The sequence below is a fragment of the Caballeronia choica genome, assembly GCF_001544535.1.
GTDB lineage: Bacteria > Pseudomonadota > Gammaproteobacteria > Burkholderiales > Burkholderiaceae > Caballeronia > Caballeronia choica.
Map to the genome: position 1 here is coordinate 24,537 of NZ_FCON02000032.1, position 22,250 is coordinate 46,786.

The 22,250-nt window shown below is 59.1% G+C and carries 21 protein-coding genes; 5 read left to right on the forward strand and 16 right to left on the reverse strand.

Annotation, left to right across the window (positions count from 1 at the left end; all coding sequences use genetic code 11):
- Nucleotides 1-171: 171 nt before the first annotated feature.
- Both AWB68_RS16375 and arsB read left to right on the forward strand, forming a co-directional pair.
- Nucleotides 172-687, forward strand: coding sequence for an arsenate reductase ArsC (locus AWB68_RS16375; RefSeq protein WP_087645401.1), 516 nt, complete (start codon nucleotides 172-174; stop codon nucleotides 685-687).
- 2 nt (nucleotides 688-689) lie between these two features.
- The gene (arsB, locus tag AWB68_RS16380; protein ID WP_087645402.1) at nucleotides 690-1,763 is read left to right on the forward strand and encodes an ACR3 family arsenite efflux transporter; all 1,074 of its coding nucleotides are present in this window, start codon (nucleotides 690-692) and stop codon (nucleotides 1,761-1,763) included.
- Nucleotides 1,764-1,837: 74 nt separating this feature from the next.
- Here arsB and AWB68_RS16385 read toward each other — a convergent pair whose 3' ends face one another.
- The 13 genes from AWB68_RS16385 to AWB68_RS16445 all read right to left on the reverse strand — a co-directional run bounded on the left by AWB68_RS16385 (nucleotide 1,838) and on the right by AWB68_RS16445 (nucleotide 16,207).
- Nucleotides 1,838-2,233, reverse strand: coding sequence for a MerR family DNA-binding protein (locus AWB68_RS16385; protein WP_087645403.1), 396 nt, complete (start codon nucleotides 2,231-2,233; stop codon nucleotides 1,838-1,840).
- 111 nt (nucleotides 2,234-2,344) lie between these two features.
- Nucleotides 2,345-2,662 carry a P-II family nitrogen regulator gene (locus AWB68_RS16390; RefSeq protein WP_087645404.1) on the reverse strand — a complete coding sequence of 106 codons (318 nt, stop codon included), beginning with the start codon at nucleotides 2,660-2,662 and terminating at the stop codon, nucleotides 2,345-2,347.
- A 43-nt stretch (nucleotides 2,663-2,705) separates the two neighbouring features.
- Nucleotides 2,706-3,281, reverse strand: coding sequence for a PCYCGC motif-containing (lipo)protein (locus AWB68_RS49490; protein WP_235028364.1), 576 nt, complete (start codon nucleotides 3,279-3,281; stop codon nucleotides 2,706-2,708).
- A 29-nt stretch (nucleotides 3,282-3,310) separates the two neighbouring features.
- A complete protein-coding gene (locus tag AWB68_RS48225) occupies nucleotides 3,311-3,466 on the reverse strand; it encodes a hypothetical protein (protein WP_160110023.1) in 156 nt (51 codons plus the stop codon).
- A gap of 92 nt (nucleotides 3,467-3,558) precedes the next feature.
- A complete protein-coding gene (locus AWB68_RS16400) occupies nucleotides 3,559-3,786 on the reverse strand; it encodes a DUF2933 domain-containing protein (RefSeq protein ID WP_087645405.1) in 228 nt (75 codons plus the stop codon).
- Nucleotides 3,787-3,845: 59 nt separating this feature from the next.
- Nucleotides 3,846-4,136, reverse strand: coding sequence for a hypothetical protein (locus AWB68_RS16405; protein ID WP_087645437.1), 291 nt, complete (start codon nucleotides 4,134-4,136; stop codon nucleotides 3,846-3,848).
- Between the two features lie 559 nt (nucleotides 4,137-4,695).
- Nucleotides 4,696-6,564, reverse strand: a complete 1,869-nt coding sequence (gene dsbD, locus AWB68_RS16415) for a protein-disulfide reductase DsbD (RefSeq protein WP_235028365.1) — start codon at nucleotides 6,562-6,564, stop codon at nucleotides 4,696-4,698.
- A gap of 74 nt (nucleotides 6,565-6,638) precedes the next feature.
- Nucleotides 6,639-6,986, reverse strand: a complete 348-nt coding sequence (locus tag AWB68_RS16420) for a copper-binding protein (RefSeq protein ID WP_087645408.1) — start codon at nucleotides 6,984-6,986, stop codon at nucleotides 6,639-6,641.
- Nucleotides 6,983-10,192 carry an efflux RND transporter permease subunit gene (locus tag AWB68_RS16425; RefSeq protein WP_087645409.1) on the reverse strand — a complete coding sequence of 1,070 codons (3,210 nt, stop codon included), beginning with the start codon at nucleotides 10,190-10,192 and terminating at the stop codon, nucleotides 6,983-6,985. The genes AWB68_RS16420 and AWB68_RS16425 overlap by 4 nt, the downstream gene beginning before the upstream one ends.
- Nucleotides 10,189-11,718 carry an efflux RND transporter periplasmic adaptor subunit gene (locus tag AWB68_RS16430; RefSeq protein ID WP_087645410.1) on the reverse strand — a complete coding sequence of 510 codons (1,530 nt, stop codon included), beginning with the start codon at nucleotides 11,716-11,718 and terminating at the stop codon, nucleotides 10,189-10,191. The genes AWB68_RS16425 and AWB68_RS16430 overlap by 4 nt, the downstream gene beginning before the upstream one ends.
- A gap of 11 nt (nucleotides 11,719-11,729) precedes the next feature.
- The gene (locus tag AWB68_RS16435; protein ID WP_087645411.1) at nucleotides 11,730-13,025 is read right to left on the reverse strand and encodes a TolC family protein; all 1,296 of its coding nucleotides are present in this window, start codon (nucleotides 13,023-13,025) and stop codon (nucleotides 11,730-11,732) included.
- A gap of 92 nt (nucleotides 13,026-13,117) precedes the next feature.
- Nucleotides 13,118-13,480, reverse strand: coding sequence for a hypothetical protein (locus AWB68_RS16440; protein WP_087645412.1), 363 nt, complete (start codon nucleotides 13,478-13,480; stop codon nucleotides 13,118-13,120).
- 363 nt (nucleotides 13,481-13,843) lie between these two features.
- Nucleotides 13,844-16,207 (reverse strand): heavy metal translocating P-type ATPase, encoded by a 2,364-nt coding sequence (locus tag AWB68_RS16445; protein WP_235028366.1) that lies wholly within the window; start codon nucleotides 16,205-16,207, stop codon nucleotides 13,844-13,846.
- Between the two features lie 78 nt (nucleotides 16,208-16,285).
- On the opposite strand from AWB68_RS16445, the gene cadR reads away from it, so the two are divergent.
- On the forward strand, nucleotides 16,286-16,717 hold the full coding sequence (gene cadR, locus AWB68_RS16450) for a Cd(II)/Pb(II)-responsive transcriptional regulator (RefSeq protein WP_087645413.1): 432 nt from the start codon (nucleotides 16,286-16,288) through the stop codon (nucleotides 16,715-16,717).
- Between the two features lie 168 nt (nucleotides 16,718-16,885).
- Here the strand turns inward: cadR and AWB68_RS49495 are convergent, their stop codons facing one another.
- The 3 genes from AWB68_RS49495 to AWB68_RS16465 form a co-directional block, all read right to left on the reverse strand.
- Nucleotides 16,886-17,098: a GDCCVxC domain-containing (seleno)protein gene (locus tag AWB68_RS49495; protein WP_087645414.1), complete on the reverse strand. Its 213-nt coding sequence runs from the start codon at nucleotides 17,096-17,098 to the stop codon at nucleotides 16,886-16,888.
- A gap of 269 nt (nucleotides 17,099-17,367) precedes the next feature.
- Nucleotides 17,368-17,646, reverse strand: coding sequence for a hypothetical protein (locus AWB68_RS16460; protein ID WP_125482951.1), 279 nt, complete (start codon nucleotides 17,644-17,646; stop codon nucleotides 17,368-17,370).
- Between the two features lie 647 nt (nucleotides 17,647-18,293).
- On the reverse strand, nucleotides 18,294-18,884 hold the full coding sequence (locus AWB68_RS16465) for a dimethylsulfonioproprionate lyase family protein (RefSeq protein WP_087645416.1): 591 nt from the start codon (nucleotides 18,882-18,884) through the stop codon (nucleotides 18,294-18,296).
- A 1,157-nt stretch (nucleotides 18,885-20,041) separates the two neighbouring features.
- On the opposite strand from AWB68_RS16465, the gene AWB68_RS16470 reads away from it, so the two are divergent.
- Together AWB68_RS16470 and AWB68_RS16475 are read left to right on the forward strand one after the other, a co-directional pair.
- Nucleotides 20,042-21,331, forward strand: a complete 1,290-nt coding sequence (locus tag AWB68_RS16470) for a quaternary amine ABC transporter ATP-binding protein (protein WP_087645417.1) — start codon at nucleotides 20,042-20,044, stop codon at nucleotides 21,329-21,331.
- Nucleotides 21,328-22,215 carry an ABC transporter permease gene (locus tag AWB68_RS16475; RefSeq protein ID WP_087645418.1) on the forward strand — a complete coding sequence of 296 codons (888 nt, stop codon included), beginning with the start codon at nucleotides 21,328-21,330 and terminating at the stop codon, nucleotides 22,213-22,215. Before AWB68_RS16470 ends, AWB68_RS16475 begins: the two co-directional genes overlap by 4 nt.
- The last annotated feature ends 35 nt before the right edge of the window (nucleotides 22,216-22,250 follow it).

Consider the following 22,250-nt stretch of genomic DNA (forward strand, 5'->3'; position numbering starts at 1 on the left):
TGATTCTAACGCGACGCCGCCGGCGCAGGGCGCAACTACAGCCCACGAATGTCACGGCTGCTTGTGACGAACGCACATTGCGCCTGCGCTTGCTACGTCACAACAGTTCCATTATATTGGAGATATCGAGTTAGCAATTCCACCGCGACCAGACGTCGTCAGGAGAAGTCTGTGACAGAACACCGAAAGTACAACGTCCTATTCCTCTGTACCCACAATTCCGCGCGCTCCATTCTGGCGGAAGCCGCACTGAACGAACTCGCGAGCGACCGCTTCGTGGGCTATAGCGCCGGCAGCCATCCTGGGACGGCTCCAAACCCTTTTGCACTTGACCTGCTGCGTTCACAGGGGATTTCGACCGAAGGGCTGCGCAGCAAGAGCTGGGACGAGTTCGCTGAAGACGGCGCACCGCAAATCGATTTCATTTTTACTGTCTGCGACAACGCAGCCGGCGAGGTATGTCCGATTTGGCCAGGTCACCCTGCGAAAGCACACTGGGGCGTACCTGACCCCTCGACGGTCGAAGGCTCTGACGACGCCAAGCGCAAGGCATTCTTGCAGGCCTACGTGCAGATGAAGAAGCGCATTGACCTCTTCGCAAATCTGCCGTTTGAAAAGCTGGACCGTGTTGCGGTCCAGCAGGAAATGCAGAACATCGGCACGTCGCTGCGTGAGAAGGGAGAGTAACGATGGCAGGCAGTGAAACAGTCGCGAAAGTCGCGCGGCGGGCACCGAGCGGCATCGGCTTTTTCGAGCGCTATCTGTCCGTGTGGGTCGCGCTTTGCATTGTGGTCGGCATCGTTCTCGGCAAGCTGTTGCCCGGCGCTGTCCACACCGTATCCACGCTGGAGTTCGCCCACGTCAACATCCCCGTTGGGATTCTGATTTGGGTCATGATTATTCCGATGCTGTTGCGCATTGACTTCGCATCGCTCGGCAAGGTTCGCACCCAGCTGAAAGGCATTGGCGTGACCCTGGTCATCAACTGGGCGGTCAAACCGTTCACGATGGCGTTTCTGGCATGGGTCTTCGTGCGGCACGTATTCGCGTCGCTGCTGCCCGCTGACCAGCTCGACAGCTACGTGGCCGGCCTGATTCTTCTGGCTGCAGCGCCTTGCACAGCGATGGTCTTCGTCTGGAGTCAACTGACGAAAGGTGACCCGTACTTCACGCTGTCCCAGGTCGCGTTGAATGACCTGATTATGGTGTTCGCGTTTGCCCCGGTCGTGGGTCTGCTGCTCGGCATCTCGAACATAGCGGTGCCTTGGGATACATTGCTGACCTCGGTGGTGCTCTACATCGTCATCCCCGTCATCATTGCGCAGGTTATTCGCAAGACGCTCCTACGCCAGGGCGAGCAGGCCTTCCAGAAAGCGCTCTCGAAGATTGGTCCGTTCTCCATCGCTGCGCTGCTGCTGACACTTGTGCTGCTCTTCGCGTTCCAGGGTGAGCAAATCATTGCTCAGCCTCTCGTCATCCTGCTGCTCGCGGTGCCTATCCTGATTCAGGTGATTGTCAACTCGTCGCTCGCCTACCTGGCGAACCGGCAACTGGGCGTGTCGCACGACGTTGCTGCACCGTCCTGCCTGATTGGCGCGTCCAACTTCTTTGAGCTCGCTGTTGCGACTGCCATCAGCCTGTTCGGTCTGAAGTCCGGTGCGGCACTGGCAACAGTGGTCGGCGTGCTCATCGAAGTGCCGGTCATGCTGGTCGTCGTCAAGGTGGTCAACTCATCGCGACACTGGTACCAGCGGACATCGTAACTGAATCAGCCGCCTTCCCTGCGGAGGCGGCTTTCGTATTGGTGTGGCTCTGCGACGAAGCGGCATCGTCCTTATCACTTCTGTAGCACTGAACGTCCATCCGGTATCGGACACTCCGGCCGCGAGTCGCCGCGACAGTGAATTGCCAGATTTTCCATGGTCTGCTTCATCGCAGTTATCTCGCGAATCCGGCAGTCTAGCTCCGCGAGATGCTGGTTAATCAAGCGCTCGACCTCGCCGCTGGGCCTGCTGCGGTTTTGCCACAGCGCAAGCATGGTAGCGATTTGACTAATCGAAAAACCAAGATGACGCGCCTGCTTCACAAAGCGAAGAATTTCGATATCGGTCGAGCTGAAAACGCGGTAATTCGACCCGGTGCGGCCCGCTGGCTTGATAAGTCCAGTCCGCTCGTAGTGGCGAATCATCTTCGCCGACACACGGGATGCTCTCGCCGCTTCACCAATGTTCATCTCAGCCGCCTTTGTCTGGCCAGCCAATCGGCCGTAAATCTCTGTTTCTAGACCTTCCCGCAATGGGAACGTCAAGCGTCACACGACGGCGGACCGATGTCCGCCATCGAGTTACGGTATCGCTTCCGCTTGACTGCGAATGCGGAAGAATTTCTCCGCCGGAATCACCGCAACGACCCCATCTCCACCCGCGCCGACATGTGCGACATCCATGATGGTCTTCACAAGCGCATCGACGTTCTCCGCCTGCGCAAAGATTTCAATCTTGATGTGCTCCGTCGTCCAATCGTCGGCAAAGTAATTCGGATGTACGCCGAATCCCCGCACTTTGGTGACGGTCACGCCATGGATGTGAATGGCGCCCAACTTCCGTTCCAGTGCTTCCACTACATCGAGCCTGACAATGGCAACAACGCATTTCAGTTCCATGTCGTCCTCCTCAGCGGTTAATCGTTAGCGAAACCGTCTGCTGCTATCCGTTTGGCCCGTTTGGTGCCCACCTCCTATCCACTGCAGCTTGAATCTTGCCCGCGTCGTGAACGCCAGCTTGTGTCATCCGCAAGCCTATCTCTGCCGTACCCTGGCAAACCGCGCATGTCACCGCCATCTGGTCTTCGAAGCATTGAAGATTGGAGCGGTGTACACCGCGATTTTCACAACCGCACCAGCAATAGAGCTTGTTGAGCGTCGCAGGAATCTGGGTCGCGACCCAGTAGGAATGCCTTACGTCCTTATCAGCAAATTGATTTGGGTTCAGGACGTGTGACGCATCCGACCGGCCACTGGGAATAATGCGCAACCCATCAGGACGCAACATCCCCGCGTGCCACGCAGTTTCCGAATGCAACTGCTCTTGCAGACCCGCTTTCCCGGGCGTCGAACTAAGTACCGGGTACCGTGCGAAGAAAGGCCCCAGAACAACTGCCGCAGGTATCACAAGAATCAGCAAGACCAGCACCACCACGAGGCGCCACCTAGCTGCGATGAGTACCGGGGAACGCGCTGCGCGCGCCTGATGCTCCTCTTTTTTGCTTATCCGATTTTTCATTGCAACTCTCCTCTTTCACAGGCCAGCCGCTATCGCCAGAGACGCATCGCCTCGCTGCAAGACCGCAGACCATGCATGATGCTCACGTGCAGCACCGCCATGCCAACGGCACCGAGCACAGCGATAAGGCCAATGGCGGCGAAGACGACGATGACGACGTTGAGTATCCGAGCGTTGTCGAACATGATTTCCTCTGTCGCTTCGTTCGCAGGAGCAGCGCGACAAAAGCGAGGTCGTGCTGCTCACTGCGGATTAAATATGTCTCGCAAGAATCAGGTCATGATTTCTGCCCCCTCACCGTTTCATCCCGTGCGTCCGGCTTGTCGGCACCAGATTGAATGCCTCGCATCATGAACAGCATCGACAGCGGGCACACCAGCGAGCAGGCGACCAGGATGAGTGACGTCAGTGACCCTCGGAACTGGGGCAGCGCCCAGTAGCCGAGCGCGAGTATCAATCCGAACGCAAGTCCCATCGCCACCATCGTCTTTGTATTGCACTTCATGGTTGCTTCCTTACTGAAGTTAGATTGAATATCCGTGTGGAGAAAAAGTCCGCACACTTCTATGGTGCCGTTCTAGCCTGGTCGGCATACTTGAGCATGATGTCGCCCATCGCTTTCATCATTTCGCCGTGCATGCGCATCGCAGTCTTCGGGTCCAGTCCCATATTGCTGCTCATCATGGGACAGCTACCCATCATGCTTCCGCCCATCCCCATCATGGAGGAGCCGTGTTCTCGTGTGGGCGCTGGTGAACTGGGGCTGTTGCCTGTTCCACCGGCCGCCATGGCGACATTGCCAGCGGTCAACAGCAGTGACGACAGCGCTGCTGCGCGTAGAAATTTCGTGGTCATATAACTCTCCGGATTCGGTTTAATCGTGTCACTGCGAATGCAGTTGACGAACTGGAGGTCGACGTTCGTCACGTTCGTGGCAGACGTGCGCGAGCCACGGCATGGAACCGTTCGAACCTGGTCGAGAAGGAGTTACAGCGAGCGAGGAGGAGGCGCCGGCAGTTCGGGAATGAACTGTTCTGCGAAGGTGCGGGCGACAGCCCGATAGACAGGCGAGGAAAGGACAACCATAACGGCGTACGTGACGGGTATGGCAGGCACACCGCAAACGAGGCCGCCCATGCTGCCGTGGCATCCAGGCGGGGTGGTCATGGTTTGTTGTTTTGGACCGTGCTCGCACGGCACCATGTCCGACACGTGTGAGGCTTGCATCTGTTGATGGGCGGTTACCGACGACACCGTCGGGCAAAGCGCCGCCTGCGCCGGGTAGCCGAGCAATGGCAACCACGCAATTAGAAAGCAAGCGACGAATTTGGCCCAGACTTTCATAGATTTCAGTATAGGCGCTGCCGCAGCACATCGCTACGACACGTCGTCGAACTTGTGTGCTGACTCAACATTACTTCCCCCATTGCTTCAGATGCGCGAGGAACGCATCGGCACCAACGAATCCTGCGAGTTGGGCATCGGGCTCTTGCCGGCCGTTCCGGTCATAGAAAATCAAGGCCGGCGGTCCAAAGAGTCGGAAGCGACGCAGCATCGCCGTGTCCTCTGCAGTGTTTTTTGTCACGTCGACACGCAGCAACTTCCAGTGAGTGAATTCGCCGATGACGCGCGGGTCGGTAAATGTGAAGCGCTCGAGCTCCTTGCAGCCGATGCACCAGTCCGCATAGAAATCGACCATAACAGGCTGGCCATCCGCTGCTTTCAGCGCCTGGTCCAGCTCGGCATTTGTCCGTACCGCTTCAAAGTGCACTGTTGCATTTGCATCCAAGTTTCCGTTCGCCGATGACGACGCGCGCATCGTGCCACCGAGCGGTTCGAGGACGTCGAAGTTGCCAGATGCAACACCAACGAACTCGGCGACTCCGGCGACCAGCAGCAATACACCGAGCGCCTTTCCCACACGGGAAATACCGGGCGCATCGGGCGGTATTGGGTCAATGGCGCGCAGCATCATGCCGCAACTGGTCAGCAACAGTGCGACCAGTATCATCAGCAGCCAGCCTGGCAGAAGCGAATAGACAAACCACAATGCAGCGGCTAGCAGCATGACGCCCAGTGTGTTCTGTATCGCAACCATCCACCGGCCGGACTTCGGCAGCATGCGTGCACCGAAGGTGCCGACTGCCAATAGCGGAAGGCCTATTCCGATGCCCATCACGTACAAAGCCAGAGCTCCGCCTAGAACGTCGCGACTATTCGCGATGTAGAGCAACGCACCTGCCAGTACTGGCGTGGAACACGGCCCGACAATCAGTGCGGACAGCATGCCCATCACGAACACCGGAAGGATGCGCCCGCCAGACAGCCGATTGCTCCACGCCGTGATTCTGGTTTGCCAGCTGGCCGGCAGCTGCAGCCGGAATACGCCGAACATCCCCAGCGCGAACAGCACCATCAGCCCACCAAACGCGCCCAGCACCCAGGGTTTTTGCGTCATCGCCACCAACGGGATGCCGATGAGCGCGGCAATGGTGCCGGCGACCGCGTAGGTGATTGCCAGTCCTTGCACATAAGCGAGCGACAACGCAAAGCCTTGGCACAGGGATGACCGCTCCCGCGTTCCACCGATTACGGCGGTCACAATGGGGATGAGCGGATACATGCACACTGTGCCGGCCGTCAGCAGGCCGGCGAACAAAAAGCCCAGCAGTTCACGCAAGGAAATGCCGTTGGCTGGCCGGAGGTTAATACCAAAAACCGTCGGCGACTGGCTCTCGTCAGTGCTCGGGAATTCGACGACGGCAGCTGGAGCATTGCTCCCTGTTGCGACGGAAGAAACGGAGCCGTCGGGCGACAAACGATAGCTTCGGGTCTGCGGCGGATAGCAAACACCCAGGTCTGCGCATCCCTGCGACGTGACAGACAACACGACGCTGGTCGCGATGGGGCGAGACAAACGAATGCGGAGTTGCACCGGTCGGTGGTAAACCGTGACCATGGCGAAAGTCGGGTCGTTTTTCAGTTCGCCGGGCGGCATCTCGTCCGGCTTTATCGGAGTGCCGTCAGCCGCAAAGCTGAACCTGTCCCGGTATAGGTAATAGCCGGGTTGTATGTCGAAATCGAGCACGACCTGTTGCGGCGCGCTGAGCGTGACCTCCAACGGGAAGGCCTGTTCAGGCGGAAGCAGGTCGGACTCACTTACTGCGTGGACGGCCAGTGACGTCAGTGCAATCAGCATGCCGAGTGCGACTCGCAACGCACGGTTGAAGGTATCCTTCAGGTAGCCGACGCCCCGCTGGGCGCTGATTGATGTCGTTCGCACCGCTGGTTTCTCACGAAGACCGGACTACAGGTTCACCACAAACGATGAGCCGGTGGTCCGGTATCAGTACCTCATCAATGCTTTTCCAGTTTTACGATGGTCAGCGTACCGTCAACGTTTTCGACGCGGACCTTCACCTTGTCGCCTTCCTTGACCTGTTTGACCATCGCAGCGTCATTCGCCTTGAATGCCATCGTCATCGGCGGCATGCCGACGTTCTCTAGCGCTCCGTGCTTCAGCGTGACCATTCCAGTCTCAGGGTCCACCTTCTTGACCTCTGCATCGGTGAGTGCGGTCTTCGACGACGTCTTCGAAGCCACCGGCTTCGTGGACATGTTCATGCCTGCCATATCGTCGCCGGCGAATGCCGGGGCAGCAAAGACAACGGCAAACGCAGCGGACGCAACAATCAGTTTCTTCATTGAACTTCTCCGGTTTGGGTAGATGGCACTCTCGTGCCGGAAGGTATTGCATCGGAAGAACGGGCTGCGCTCGCCTGTCTTGCGCGTCGGCGCTGTAACAGGAACCAGGCGGCGGGAATAACGAACATCGACAGCAGCGGCGCCGTGACCATGCCGCCGACCATTGGTGCAGCAATGCGCTGCATGACTTCCGAACCGGCACCGTGTCCGACCATGATGGGTATAAGACCCGCCAGCACCACCGCGACCGTCATAGCCTTGGGTCGCACGCGCAATACGGCGCCTTCGCGAATCGCATCAAGCAGAAGTGCCTCGGTCATTGGCTCACCGGCTTCGAGCCTACGATTTAGCGCGCCCTTCAGGTACAGCAACATCACAACGCCGAATTCGGCCGCCACGCCGGCAAGAGCGATGAAGCCGACCGAAGTGGCAACGGATACTGCATGCCCCAGAATCCAGATGAGCCAGAAGCCGCCGACCACCGCAAGCGGCACCGTCGACATCAGCAGCAGCGCGTCGGCCGCCGAGTTGAAGGTAAGGAACAGCAGCACGAAGATGACGACGAGCGTCACCGGAATCACCGTGCGCAGTTTCGCCGCCGCGCGCTCCAGGTACTCGAACTGACCCGACCACGCAATCGAATAGCCCGGCGGCAACACCACCTTCTCCGCGACGACGCGTTGCATTGCCTTCACGGCCGACTGCAGGTCCGTGTTGCGAATGTCGACGTAGACGAAACCGGAAAGCCGCGCATTCTCACTGCGAATCGACGGCGGGCCGTCGGCAATGGCGATATGCGCGACATCGCCGAGCTGGATTTGCGCGCCCCGGTCTGTGACGACCGGCAGTTGCCGCAACTTTTCAAGCGAATCCCGGACCTCGCGTGGATAGCGGATGTTGATGGGGTAGCGCTCACGACCGGCAATGACCTCGCCAATGTTTTCACCACCCACCGCCGACGATACGACCGACTGGATGTCGGCCACCGACAGGCCATAGCGTGCTGCCGCAAGCCGGTCGATGTCCATGTCGATGTACCGGCCACCGTTCAGGCGTTCGGCGAGCGCTGAGGTCACGCCTGGAACGTCCTTCACCGCCGCTTCAACCTGCGCCGCAATCCTGTCGATTTGCGTCAGGTCGGGTCCCGAAATCTTAACCCCGACGGGCGTCTTGATGCCCGTCGACAGCATGTCGATGCGGTTGCGAATAGGCGGAACCCATACATTTGACAGGCCCGGCACCTTCACCGTCCGGTCCAGTTCATCGACCAGCTTTTCCGGCGTCATGCCGGGTCGCCACTCGCTGCGTGGCTTGAACTGAATTGTCGTCTCGAACATCTCGAGACCCGGTGCGGGGTCCGTGGCGGTGTCTGCGCGTCCCGATTTGCCGAACACGGTCGCCACTTCCGGCACGGTCTTGATGAGCCGGTCAGTCTGCTGCAGCAGCTCGCTCGCTTTCTCGGTCGAAATGCTCGGCAGCGCGGTCGGCATGTACAGCAGGTCGCCCTCATCGAGTGGCGGCAGGAACTCACCCCCGAGACGCGATACCGGGAACACGGTCGCAGCCAGTGCGACCACGGCAACCCCAATCGCAAGCCACGGGTGTCGAAGGGTTGCCTCGAGCAGCGGCCTGTAGAGTCGAATCAGCACGCGGTTGATGGGGTTGGCATTTTCATGGGGAATGCGGCCCCGGATGAGATAGCCCATCAGGACGGGCACGAGCGTCACAGACAGCCCGGCTGCGGCCGCAATCGTGTACGTCTTCGTGTACGCCAGCGGCGAGACCAGCTTGCCTTCCTGTCCTTCCAGCGAAAACACGGGAATAAAGGACAGCGTGATGATGAGCAGCGAAAAGAACAACGCGGGCCCCACCTCGGCGGCGGACTTCGCAATCAGTTCCCAACGCTGCGCGGCTGTTATCGACGCGTCCGGATGCTCGTGCTCGAACGCCTCCAGATGCTTGTGCGCGTTCTCTATCATCACGATGGCAGCGTCAATCATCGCGCCGATGGCAATCGCAATGCCGCCAAGCGACATTAGGTTCGCATTGATGCCCTGGTAGCGCATCACGATGAACGCGGCCAGTACGCCGAGAGGCAGCGACAGGATGGCCACGAACGCACTGCGCAGATGAAACAGGAAGACCGCGCACACCAGCGCAACGACAATGAACTCCTCGATGAGCTTGTCCTTGAGGTTGTCCACCGCGCGGTCGATGAGCTGTGAGCGGTCGTAGGTCGTGACAACCTCGACGCCAGACGGCAACGACCGCTTCATGTCAGCCAGTTTTGCTTTCACCGCTTCGATGGTCGTCAGCGCGTTCTTGCCGGAACGCATGACGATGACGCCGCCAGCGACTTCGCCCTCGCCGTTCAGTTCGGCAATGCCACGGCGAGTCTCGGGACCAATCTGGATGCGCGCCACGTCGCCGAGCAGCACGGGCGTCCCCGCATCGTTCGTGCGCAGCACGACGTTGCGAAAGTCATTCAGCGAATGAAGGTAGCCGGAAGAGCGGACCACGTATTCGGACTCGGCGAGTTCGACGACGGAGCCGCCTGATTCCTGATTCGCCTTGCCCAGCGCGTCGGCCACCATTGCCTGGGTGATGCCATACGCACGCAGCTTGTCCGGGTCGAGCACAACCTGATACTGGCGCACCATGCCGCCAATAGACGCGACTTCGGACACATCCGGCACCGACTTCAGTTCGAACTTCAGGAACCAGTCATTGAGCGCGCGCAGCTGTCCGAGGTCGTGCTGTCCTGTCTTGTCGACGAGTGCGTACTCGTACACCCAGCCCACACCGGTCGCGTCGGGTCCCAGCGAGACCATCGCCCCCGGCGGCAGGCGGCTTTGCACTTGATTCAGGTATTCAAGCACGCGCGAACGTGCCCAGTACTGGTCCGTCTTGTCGTCGAACAGCACGTAGACGAACGCATCGCCGAACGCCGAATAGGCGCGGATGGCTTTCGCACCCGGCACGCCGAGCAACGTCGTGGTGAGCGGATAGGTCACCTGGTCCTCGATGACCTGCGGCGCTTTGCCCGGGTACGAAGCCTTGATGATGACCTGCGTATCGGACAGGTCGGGCAGCGCATCGAGCGGGGTCTGGGTGACCGAATACACACCCCACGCCGTAACGAGCACCGTCGCGAGCAATACAAGGAACCGATTGTGAATGGACCAGCGGATGAGGCGCGCAATCATTGGGCACCTCCGGCGGGTTCGACCTTCGTCAACTGGTAGCCATCGCCGGACTGCCTGAAGACGAAGTGCACCGTCTGGCCTGCTTTCACATCCGGAAATGCATTGGGCGCGGGCTTGTTGAAGGTCATCGTCATTGCGGGCCAGTTCAGAGCCGGAACCGGCTGGTGCGAAAACGTGATGTCGCTGGCGGTCACCTTCTCGACCGTACCCGTGGTCTCGTATGCTTGGGCGGCAGTGGGCTGGGATGCCCGCGCAGGAGCTCCCGGACTGCTGCCTGCGCTACCTTCCAAGCGTGGCAGGACCGATTTCAGACTAGCTTCGGAGTCAATTAGGAACTGGCCGGAGGCGACGACCTGCTCGCCGTCGCTCAGACCGCTCAACACCTCGGTTTCATTGCCGACATCGTTGCCCACCGTGACCGTAACGGGCTGCAAGCGGCCATCACTGTTTCTCGCGATGACGACAGAGCGCTTCCCCGTCGTGATGACTGCCTCGGACGGGACGAGCAGGCGCGAAACCGCCTTCTGCCCACCGACATGCACACGCATCAGCATGCCGGGCGTGAGTTTCAGCGCGGTGTTGTCGATTTCGAGGCGTGCCTGCAGGGTGCGGCTACTTGTGCTGATGCCGGGCAGGATTTCGCGAATCTGTCCGTTGAAATGCTGTGTGGGGTCGCCCGAGAACGTCGCGTCCACCGTCATGCCCGGCTGCACACTGAGTGCAAGCGCCTCGGGGATTTCGACGATGAGCCACAGCTTCGAGAGCCCAGCTACCTTCGCGAGCGTCTGCCCTGGAGTGACCATCGCACCATCCCTGACGTTCAGTTCGCTCACGACGCCGGTTTCCGGCGACGACAGCACGACATGTGTCTGCGCCTTGCCGGACCGGTCCAGGGCCGCGACGACGCCGTCCGGAATCGACAGCGCACGCATACGCGCGCGTGAGGCTTCCAGCATGCTGCTGTCCATCCCACTATGCCTGAGCGCGAGGTACTCTTCCTGTGGTGCCAGCCAGTCGGGGACGAACAGAGACGCAACCGGTGCGCCCTTCGCAATCCGCTGCATTGGCGCGCTGGCGTAGAGGTGGTCGATGTAGCCCGTCACCCGTGTTTGCACGACGTCTGAGTGCGATTCATCGAACTGGGTGGTGCCAACGGCGTCGAACCCGTCCGACGTCTCCTGTCGGCGAACAGTCGCGTAGCGGATGCCGAGATTCTGCTGGAGGCCCGGGTCAATCTTGATGCCGGTGGCGCCACCGCCTTCGTCGGCGAAGACCGGCTCGAGCTGCATCTCCATGAAAGGCGACTTGCCCGGCTTGTCGAAGTGCTGGGCCGGGACCATCGGGTCGTGCCAGTACAGCACCTTGCGCCCCGTCTTCGGGTCCACCTTGTCGCTGGACTTGGCGGCGGCGACGGCGCCTGCCCCATCTGACGCCGGACGACGCGTACCGGCGACATAGCCGACACCGAGCAGCGCCGCTGCGGCAAACACCATCAGGGCCGCGCGTGCCAGTTGTTTTGTTTGCATGCGGTTCTCCTTCACTGACCCACGGACATCGAGGTGGGCACGACCTGGTATTCGAGCTGTGCCCAGGTCTGGGACACGTCGCGCCGCAGGTCCAGGACCTGAAGTTCAGCGTCGAGCTGCGACCGCCTCGCTGCAAAGGTATCGGCAAGCGAGCCAGTACCTGCCCGGTATGCGGCGGCCGCGAGGCGCACGCGCTGGCCCGCAGCCGGCAGCAGAGAATCAGTGAGATTCGCGATGCGTTCGCGACCGCTCGCGAGAGTGGCAGACTGCGCCCGGATGTCCGCTTCCACTTGCCGCTGCGCGTCCTCGTACATCAGCCGCGCCTTGGTGCCCAGTTCCGCCTTCTCGGCGGCGTCTCGGTTTTGGAGGTTCTTGCGATTGATGGGAAGTGGAATGCTGACGCCGACCGACACCATGTTCGAGTACGCTCCACCTCGCTGCTGGTAGGCGACTCCCCACGTCCAGTTGGGGCTGCGGTTGCTGTTCGCTACGGCCGTGTCGGCATCGGCGACCGCAATGTCCCGTGATGCTGCGATGAGCACCGGTTGCACTTGACTCAGTTCCTCCGGCGGCAGCGATGACACATAGGACTGCGGCGCCGGCGGCTCGCCGGTCACGTCCGAAACGGACGTCGCCGTCCACCGTGAAAGGCCGATAAGCGCGGTCTGCAACGTCTGCTGCGCCTTCAGCAACTGGTCCCGGGTCTGCGCGAGCATCGCGTGGGCCTGCGTCACATCGGCGGCAGTCGCTTTTGCTCCACGATAAGACGCTCTCGTTGCATCCAGTTCATGAGTCATGTGGTCAACGAGTCTCTGCTGAAGCGAAACCGCCTTCTTTGCATAGACCGCGCTCAGCCACGCTGTTGCGGTCTGCTGGCGTGTATTCGCGAGCTGGCCCAGGTACCCGGCCCGCTCGCGGTCCACCACATCATTCGCCAATGCGGACTGGAGTTGGCGCTTGTCGCTTGACACCCATTCCTGCTCGATGCCGATACGGCGCATCGTCATGAAATCCTGGCCGATTGTAAGTTTTTGCTGCCCGGTCACCGGCAGGTTGTCGACACCTGCTTTAAGCGTCGGGTCGGGCAGCTGGCCAGCTCGGACGGCCGCCTCCGAACTGGCGCGTACCGAAGCCAGCGCAGCCCCCATGGTGGAAGAGCGGTCAGTAGAGGACTGCAGCGCCGCATCAAGCGTGACGGGTGCTTCCTGAGCGCGAGCGGCAGCGCTCGCGAGAATCAGCGCGGCGAAAAGCGACCGCGCGCGCATAGGTGCACGCCGGTATGACGGCGCGCCAATAATTAAAGGCATGTTCTAACCCCAACGGCGGAATCCCAACGGGAATCCACGTCCTGAACGCAGGACGACCTCACCGCAAGTGCGGTGAACCTGTCAGAAAGGGATTAGATGGCGCGCGGAGGTCGCCACAGACCGGCCAGTTCACGGACGGTGAGCGACTGCGCGTAGTGGAATACGATGGGGCTGGAGAGCCCGGCGGGGCGGGTTACTTCAGTCGTGGATACCGGGTGATACAGACTACCAAGCTGGCATTGCGCCGTTACCTTGCAGAAGAAGCCTTTGGCTTTCCCCGGCTGCGAGGATTGCATGGTTTCGCAGCCAGGCATCTCCGAAGACATCGCACCGCTGTCGTCGGCGCCCATATTCATCTGCATCGGACATTCGCCGGTCAGCCCACTAGCTGCCAGCCCACTGATGGGCAGCACAGCGCAAAGCAGCAGGAGGAGCAATGTCCGGAAAAATTTCATGGCAGGGAGTATAGCCAACTTAACTTTTTAAATGTTACCGGCCGCCTCCCAGCACGGTCATAGCAGCACAAATTCGGCACGAGTTGGCCACTGCCTCGAAATGCGGCAACGCTGCGTCCGTTACCGGCATGCCGCTTCAGCGGGTGCGCCCGCTTATCACACATCGGACCGTGGATTGGGATTTTCAAACCATTTCGCCACCTCGTTCCACATCTGGTGATTGCCAAGCATCATCCGCAGAGCTCAAACGAGGGCGCGTTGCGTGCGAAAAATCATGTTTGCCTGTCAGGCTGGCACAAGCGCAAGGCAATCCAATCTTATCGCCATGGATTGCCTAGTCCGCAATCAGGATGATGTACCCAGTCACTTACGAAGAAGTCGAAGGCCGTTACAGACCACCAACAGGCTGGCTCCGACGTCAGCGAACACAGCCATCCACATGGTCCCGAGGCCGGCAAGAGTCAAGGTCAAAAAGACCGCCTTGATTCCAAGTGCCAGCGTGATGTTCTGAACCAGAATGGAATGCGTGGCCTTCGAAAGACGGATGAAGGCCGGGATTTTTCTCAGGTCGTCGTCCATCAGCGCAACGTCGGCCGTTTCGATTGCCGTGTCCGTTCCCATCGCGCCCATTGCGAAGCCAATATCGGCACGCGCGAGCGCCGGCGCGTCGTTGATGCCGTCACCGACCATACCGACCATCGCCGAACCACCCGACAGACGCTCCACCGCGCGAAGCTTGTCTTCCGGTAACTGGTTGCCTTCAGCCTCGTCGATGCCAACCTGCTGCGCAATTGCCTGCGCGGTGTGCGGGTTGTCGCCGGTCAACATTGCTGTGCGTACGCCGAGATTGTGAAGCTCTGAAATGGCCTCGCGGCTGCTGTCCTTGACAGTGTCGGCGACAGCAAAGAGCGCGAGCACCCGGACCTCGTCAATCAGCATCACAACCGTCTTTCCTTGACGTTCAAGGGCGTCGAGTCGCTCTTCCAGTTCCGCAGAACAGCGACCGAGTTCCTCGACCAGACGATGATTGCCGAGCGAGTAGTTCCTTCCGTCGACCAAGCCGCGAACGCCTCGCCCCGGGATGGCCTCGAATTCTTCGACCGGGTATTGGGTGACGTTGTCAGTCTCCGCAGCTCGAGCGACTGCTATCGACACAGGATGGTCAGAACGGCCCGAAAGGCTCGCAGCGAGTGAGCGGACACGAGCAGCATCGACGTCCGTGACACGGAGTTCGAACTCCGTCTGAACCGGTTTCCCATGAGTGATGGTTCCAGTCTTGTCCAACGCGAGCCACTTAAGCTTGCGCCCCTGCTCCAGATAGGTACCACCCTTGATAAGGATGCCTCGACGCGCGGCTGCAGCGAGGCCACTGACAATCGATACAGGCGTCGAGATGACTAGTGCACAGGGGCAGGCAATGACGAGCAGTACGAGCGCCTTATAAATCCAGTCGGACCAGCTTCCCGAAAAGAGAAGAGGAGGCACTATCGCAACAGCGATTGCTACGACGAACACAATGGGCGTATAGATGCGAGCGAACTGGTCGACGAACCGTTGCGTTGGCGCCTTCGAACCCTGTGCTTCTTCAACTGCGTGAATGATGCGTGCCAGGGTTGTGTTGTTTGCAGCAGCCGTGACCTGGTACTCGAACGAGCCCGATTCGTTGATGGTTCCTGCATACACCGTATCGCCTTCCGCCTTTTCGTCGGGAAGGCTCTCGCCTGTGATGGGTGCCTGATTGATGGACGACCTGCCGCTAGTGATTTCGCCATCGAGCCCGATACGCTCGCCTGGTTTTACGCGCACGACTGCGCCGAGAGCGACGGAATTCGCATCGACTTCAGCCCAAGTGCCATCTACCTGTTTGACCGTCGCCTTTTCCGGCGCGAGCCGCATCAGGCCCTGAATCGCGTTGCGAGCACGGTCGAGGGACTTGGCCTCAATGAGCTCCGCAATCGTGAACAGCACCATGACCATCGCAGCTTCCGGCCACTGACCGAGGAGCAGCGCGCCCGTGACAGCAATGCTCATCAGTGCGTTGATGTTCAAGTTGCCATTGCGGATGGCAATCCAGCCTTTCTTGTACGTTGTCAGGCCGGAACCGGCCACCGCCAATAAAGCAAGTGCGGCGACGAGCCATGAGGGTTGGCCCAGCCAACTTGCGGCTTCAGAAGCAACCGCGATAGCGCCGGCAAGCGCGAGCGGCCACCACGGCTTCTGCTGAGGCTGCCGGATGCTCACCGGTTGTTCATCTGCGCCGGCCAGTTCCGGCGTAAAGCCCAGCGACCGCAAGCCTTCGAGTACGGGGGGCAGCGCTTCCGGTTTGTGCACTACCGTCAGCACCCGCTGCATCAGATTGAATTCCATGCCCGTCACCGCCGGCATGCCCGCAAGCTTCTTGCGGATTAGTGCCTCCTCCGTCGGGCAATCCATCTGAAGGATGCGAATTTGCGTCCGGACCGCATCGCCTACCGCCCTTTGCACAGCAAGCGGGCCGAAAGTCAGGGTCGCCGAGGCGCAACAGCTGTTGCCAGAAGCGTGCTCGCGAGCGGGGCTACCGCCGTGCTCATGGCCGTGTTCGTGTGCAAGACCGTTCCCGAGTTTTTGGTCATTCTCGCCGTCGCAGCAGTGGGCGTGTGCGCCCGAGCAGCCATGTGTGAGCTCGTCTATGAGTCCAGTGTCTGAGCCGTGCTCGTCACGATTTTTCGAAGCTTGAACGTTTGACATGATGGTTTCCGTCCTTGATTTATGGTGTAGTAAACACCTTGGAGTAACTCCAAGGTCAAGTCGGGAAAGGAGAAAATCATGAAAATCGGTGAACTCGCACGACTCGCCAACTGCACGACCGACACAATCCGGTTTTATGAAAAGGAAGGATTGCTGCCAGAGGCCGACCGGACGGAAGCGAACTACCGTAGCTATAACGAGAGTCACATCGACCGCTTGCGGTTCATTCGGAACTGTCGAGCATTGGACATGACGCACGATGAGGTTCGCGCGCTGCTTGCGGCATCAGACAGCGCGGCCCCCGGCTGCGGCGCCGTCAATGCGCTGGTTGACGAACACATTGGCCACGTGAATAAGCGTATCGACGAGCTGCTCCAGCTTCGCGAGCAGTTGACCGCACTGCGCGAGGGGTGCGCAGGCGAGCAGCCGGTTGAGAATTGCGGAATCATTCACGGGCTGACGTCAATGGAGACCACCCAGCCGAAACCGAAAGCTTCTCACTTGGGCTAGGTAACGGGCAGGCTGGCTAAGGCGTCGTTCAGACGACGCAGCCATGTGATGGCGCACGGTCATGACACAGCAGCACCGGTAACCGTCGCGAGTGGCATGAACACGGCTACCTCATAGCATTGCCGCGTCGGCCGACGCGGCCGACGCGTGCCTACGGCCTAGGCCTGTTCAGACGCCGCAACGGCCAGACTGTTGCATCGGCGGACACTTGTTGGTGCCATACGAGCAGTACACGCAGCAATCTCCGGGTTTCGGCCGGAGCAATGCTTTGCAATGCTCGCATTCGTAAAACCATGCGCAGGCATCGGCGGGCATCGTCTCGTCTTTCCTATGCCCGCACGCTGGACACGTGATGGTCGAATTCAATACGACCGCAGTCATCACCGCGCCTCCTTTAGAAGCGACCCACTGTCGGCGCAACGGGACAAACCACAGAATACGGACTATAAGCACGGCCCGAGCGACTGTAGTCAAATGCCGAGCCGAAACAGTCGGGCTGACCCTTTATCAGCAAGCCCGTGGTAGGACAGCACCTTGGCACCTGCGGAATTTGCTCCTCCCGTCGCGAGGCCACTCAAGTCGAGGTCGTCAGTATTGATATTGCCGGGCGACAGAAGCGTCCGCATCGCTGATTACGGTGTCGCGCTGCATCAACGGGACTTTGGGAGCATCGCGCGACAACGTTCCAGCTCTCTATCGAGAAGCGCTATCTCCGCCTGCATGTCAGCCGCCCGTTTGAGTAGTTGTCCGACTTTGCGCCAGTAGGCATATCCTGAGCCTTCATCCTCCATACCTAATTCCTCGAACTTGCGAAGAGCAATCGCGAGGTCAATTACCTCATCCCGTTCCGTGTCATTTTCTTCTGCCGCATCAGCGGTGCTGTCGTCGCGCTGACGCGGCGAACATCGAAACAAAATTCCCTCATTCACGTATCTCTTCTTAATGCGCAACAAGACCAGCGTGAGGACGAGCGAGCACGCCGGCAGGACCAGCAAGGCCGGATTGTCGAGTGCGAATTGCCAAATTGCTTCGATGGTTTTCGTGCTTGTATGACGGTCATGCTTGATTGCCGACGGCAGAGATTCTCACCGCTCAACGAACATCGCGGCAGCACGAGGACTGGCAACAACTTGTGTTTGTGTCTAATCCATCGAAGCTTTATGGCTTCACGTGAATCCGTGCCCTAGCAGACGGAGTCTGTCTACGGCTAGAAGGGGCATCGCGAACTAGGCGTTTGAGTGGGTGTCGGAGTTTACTCCGACCTAAGATGAGCGGGGCCCCAGACAAAGTTAAAACCTCGTTCGCTAGATGTCTTTTTAACTTCTTCATTCAGCTAGAGACTTCCCTCAGACACAAAGCCATTACTGGGTGGGAAGTCTTTTCGTGAGCATCGGCGATTTGACGAGCCCAGACGACCCGACTGCTCAAGTCTCATCCTCATAGTCGCGGGCGAGCGATACCCAACCTCCAAACTTCTTGCGCAAACAATGTCGTTCCGCTGCCGTCGGAGTGTCCGTGCGGGGAATTGCTTGGTCCCACAGCTCGTTCGGAGGGGCTAGCGGTCGGCCGCAAAGCCTTACATTAACAGGCACCAAAGGGCCAGAAACGGTAACTCACCCGATTTCATCGCATGTTGGTTGCTCGGTGCATTATGAATACCTCCGCCGATTCCCGGGTCGAACCAGTCGCCGTCCAACTGGCGGAACTGACCAGAAGTCAAAAGGACGTAGGCTTCTTCTGGAGGGTGACTGTGGTCCGGATATCGGACATGTGGTGCCATGATTGAAAACCCCAACTGGACGTCGAGCCGACTTTCCGTGCCCCCTGGGCCGCAAATCATACCGTGCACATGTTTCTCGACGTAGTCGACGCTTCCATCGCGTCCCGACATACGACGGCTCCAGCTCAAATGAGGCTCCAATGCCCTGATGGCCTCAGCGATAGGACTGAATTCTGTTTGTCGTTCGGTATGCGGCGCGAGGGCGGTTTCGAGCCAGTCGCACGCAGGGTATCGAGCATGATGGCGCGTTCCATCATCGGAGAAAGCCTCAAGACGACGAAAGACCTGCGTTGCGACCCAGCGCCCCGCTTGTGGGAGCCTCTCCGATTGAAACAAAGGCTCCGCTATTTGGATAAGTCTACTGACAAGCTCAAGCCGGTTAGACATGTATTCTCCGAAGATTCTCTCTGAGTGCACAGACCAATCACGAGCCGTAGCGGTCAACCGCATCCGTGAGAACGAGACGCGCACCGACTGCCCAGGACTTACGGGCGTTGGGCGGGCGCAAGGTGTCAGCCGATACGCGCATCGCTGGCTTGGCCGACCGCGTCGAGTGTCAGGGGGTGAGAAATCAGTGTCAATGCGCTTTATTCTGCAGCTTCAGATACTTTAAGTTATATGTCAATCGAGTTGGCGCAACGACAGTGACTGGGATGACTCTTACCCTTACGTCGACATCGTCCAATTCAAGGCTGTAAGGCTATGAAGGTGACTAACGCTGCCATTGAACGTTCGTTGCGCCGGCAACCGTTGTCGGCGGGCATGCACCGATTAACGAGCTCACAAGCGAGACACAGTGTCGTCGGAGAGGCGATGGGCAGATTCGTGGCGCCGCGGATGCCGCAGCGGTATCTTGCGACCCCCGGCGCTACAAGTTGGCTACGCGTTCTCGTCCCGGCCGTCGTTCGACTTCTACAGCAACGCACGCGACTGTCTGGCGTGGGCGTCAGCTCCCGTCAAGAGTCCTTTCGAAGTGCTCGTGAATCTTGCTGTTGCTAAGGCGGCGCCGCGAGAAGAATTGTGCAGAGAAGCGCTGCTGTGACACAGCGCAATCTTCGTTGGACAGCAAATCGGGTTCGGACTAACCCTAGCTAGGACATTCCCTAGGCTGTGAGCGAGGCTCCCGCCAGCGTCAAGCTGGGGTTGAGGTCGGTGGTTTGTGCTGCAAAGCCCGCTCGGCAAGGGTCTGCGAGATTTGGTTATCCCGCGTCGTTGAATTCTGATACACGGTCGGTCGGTCCACCATTACCAAAAGTATGGGCTATAGCCAAGGAAATGTTTCTCGCGCTCCTCATTTGGCTTGTTACGCTCAATCCCGTGCATGAATGAACCGATGCCAAGCACTGGCGAATCCAGAAGTTGCGAGATTCCCAGCGAATCGAGCACTTTTTGCAATTCGCGTGACAAGCAGCCGCCGTAATGCGGCGCTACGAACCGGACAGCGCCGCAACGCGCCAATGAAGCGCGGGTAGCTGCTTGTTGAATGAAGCAGCCTTCTTGAAGATGCGCTCACCGGATTCCCTGGATATCAGTCGGAACAAAAGATGACACCGAACCTAACCCTTGCTCCAGACACCCTGTCAACGGCGCATCCCTCCAAAGACACACTGTCTGTCTCCAGCCGAGACGTCGGTGCAACTGCCGCTGCGGAGATTCTACAGGTCAAGAATCTGTCAAAAATCTTCGGCCCGAAGCCCGAGCGCGCGGTCGAAATGATGCGGCAAGGGATTGGACGCAATGAGATTTTTGAAGTGACGGGCAATATGGTCGCTGTGGACGACGTCAGCCTGAGCGTTCGGGCTGGAGAAATTTTTGTCGTCATGGGCCTGTCCGGCTCCGGAAAATCAACGTTGGTCCGTCTCCTTAACCGTCTGATTGAGCCCACGTCAGGCAGCGTCATTCTCGACGGTCGCGACATTGCGCCAATGTCAACGGTTGAACTGCGGGAAGTCAGGCGCAAGAAAATGGCTATGGTGTTTCAGTCCTTTGCGCTTCTGCCCAACCGCACAGTGCTCGACAATATCGCGTACGGACTTGAGGTATCAGGCCAGAAGAAGGCTCAGCGGTACGATACCGCCCGTGCGGCGCTTCAGCGCGTCGGGCTTGGCTCATACGAGAAGCTGCTTCCAAGTGAGCTTTCGGGCGGGATGCAACAGCGAGTAGGCCTCGCGCGTGCGTTGGCGGTCAATCCGGCGGTGCTTCTAATGGATGAGGCGTTTTCTGCGCTTGACCCGTTGATTCGTTTCGAGATGCAGAATGAGCTTCTGCGCCTGCAGAAAGAAGAGCAGCGCACCATCGTTTTCATTTCTCACGACATCGAAGAAGCCATCAAGATTGGCGGCCGAATTGGCATCATGAAGGACGGTCGCCTTATCCAAGTTGGCACTCCAGCTGAACTCATCCAGACCCCCGCGGATGAGTATGTCCGAGACTTCTTCAGAAACGTCGACGTATCGAGGTTTCTTAAAGCATCCAGCCTCATGCAGAAGCCTTCAAAGGGCGTAATTTCGTGTGATACCGGTACATCGGCTTCGCGGTATCTCACAGAGATGATTGACGCAAGCGTTGACTGCGCATATGTCTGCGACGAGGACGGCCGGTTTGTTGGTTGCGTCACGCTCGAGCGCCTACACAAAGCCGGTGACCGTTCCGTACGGGATGCGCTGCACCCCGACCTGCATGCGGTGCAGACGGAAGCGGATTTGCATGAACTCGCCTCGGTCGCACTCAACCGCGAATACGACGTGCCGGTGGTTGACGGCGACGGTAAATTCGCTGGCGTTGTGTCCTGCCGGACTATTTTGAAGCAAGTGTTGGAGCGGAGAGCAGCATGAACTCATCATCATCAATTTTCGGGAAATTTGCGGAAGACCTGGTCAACTTTCTGTTCCAGCACTTCCGAGGCGGTTTTGACGCTTTCTCCGCCGTGCTCGGTGCCTTCGTGAAGATGATGGAAGACGGGCTCGCAGCGGTTCCTTTTGTCGTGATGCTTGTCTTGCTGATGGCGCTCGCATTTTGGCGCCGCGGTGTCTTTTTTGCCGCGTTCGTAGGCGTAGCTCTGTACGTCATCAACTACATGGGCCTGTGGGCTCAGACCGTTTCAACGCTTGCGCTCGTAATTGCGGCTACGTTCTTCAGTCTTGTCATCGGAGTTCCAATGGGAATATGGGGGGCGCGCAACAGGCGAGTTGAGGTCATCCTCCGCTCATTGCTCGACTTCATGCAGACGATGCCTGCTTTCGTATATCTGATTCCTGCAGTCATCCTGTTTGGACTGGGCCGCGTCCCAGCTGTGATTGCGACCATCGTCTTCGCGATGCCACCGGTTGTTCGACTGACAACGCTCGGCATCAAGCAAGTGCGCGAGGAGTTGCTCGAAGCAGGCAGGGCGTTTGGCAGCACGGACTCGCAATTGCTCTGGAAGATTCAGTTGCCAAACGCTCTTCCGTCGATTATGGCGGGAGTCAATCAGACCATCATGATGGCGCTGTCCATGGTCGTGGTGGCTTCAATGATTGGTGCCGGTGGCCTGGGCGAGTATGTATTGAGCGGCATTCAACGATTGGACATCGGTATCGGGTTCGAAGGCGGTTTAGGTGTGGTGTTGCTCGCCATCGTCCTCGACCGCTTGACCGAGAGTTTTGGCCTTAAGTCGAAGAAGCCGCGCAAATCGGCAAAGTCGGTAAAGCAAACCTCAACCGGCGCCGCGAGAACCTAAAGTTCGTCCTCGACCGGACTGCACACGGTCAATGT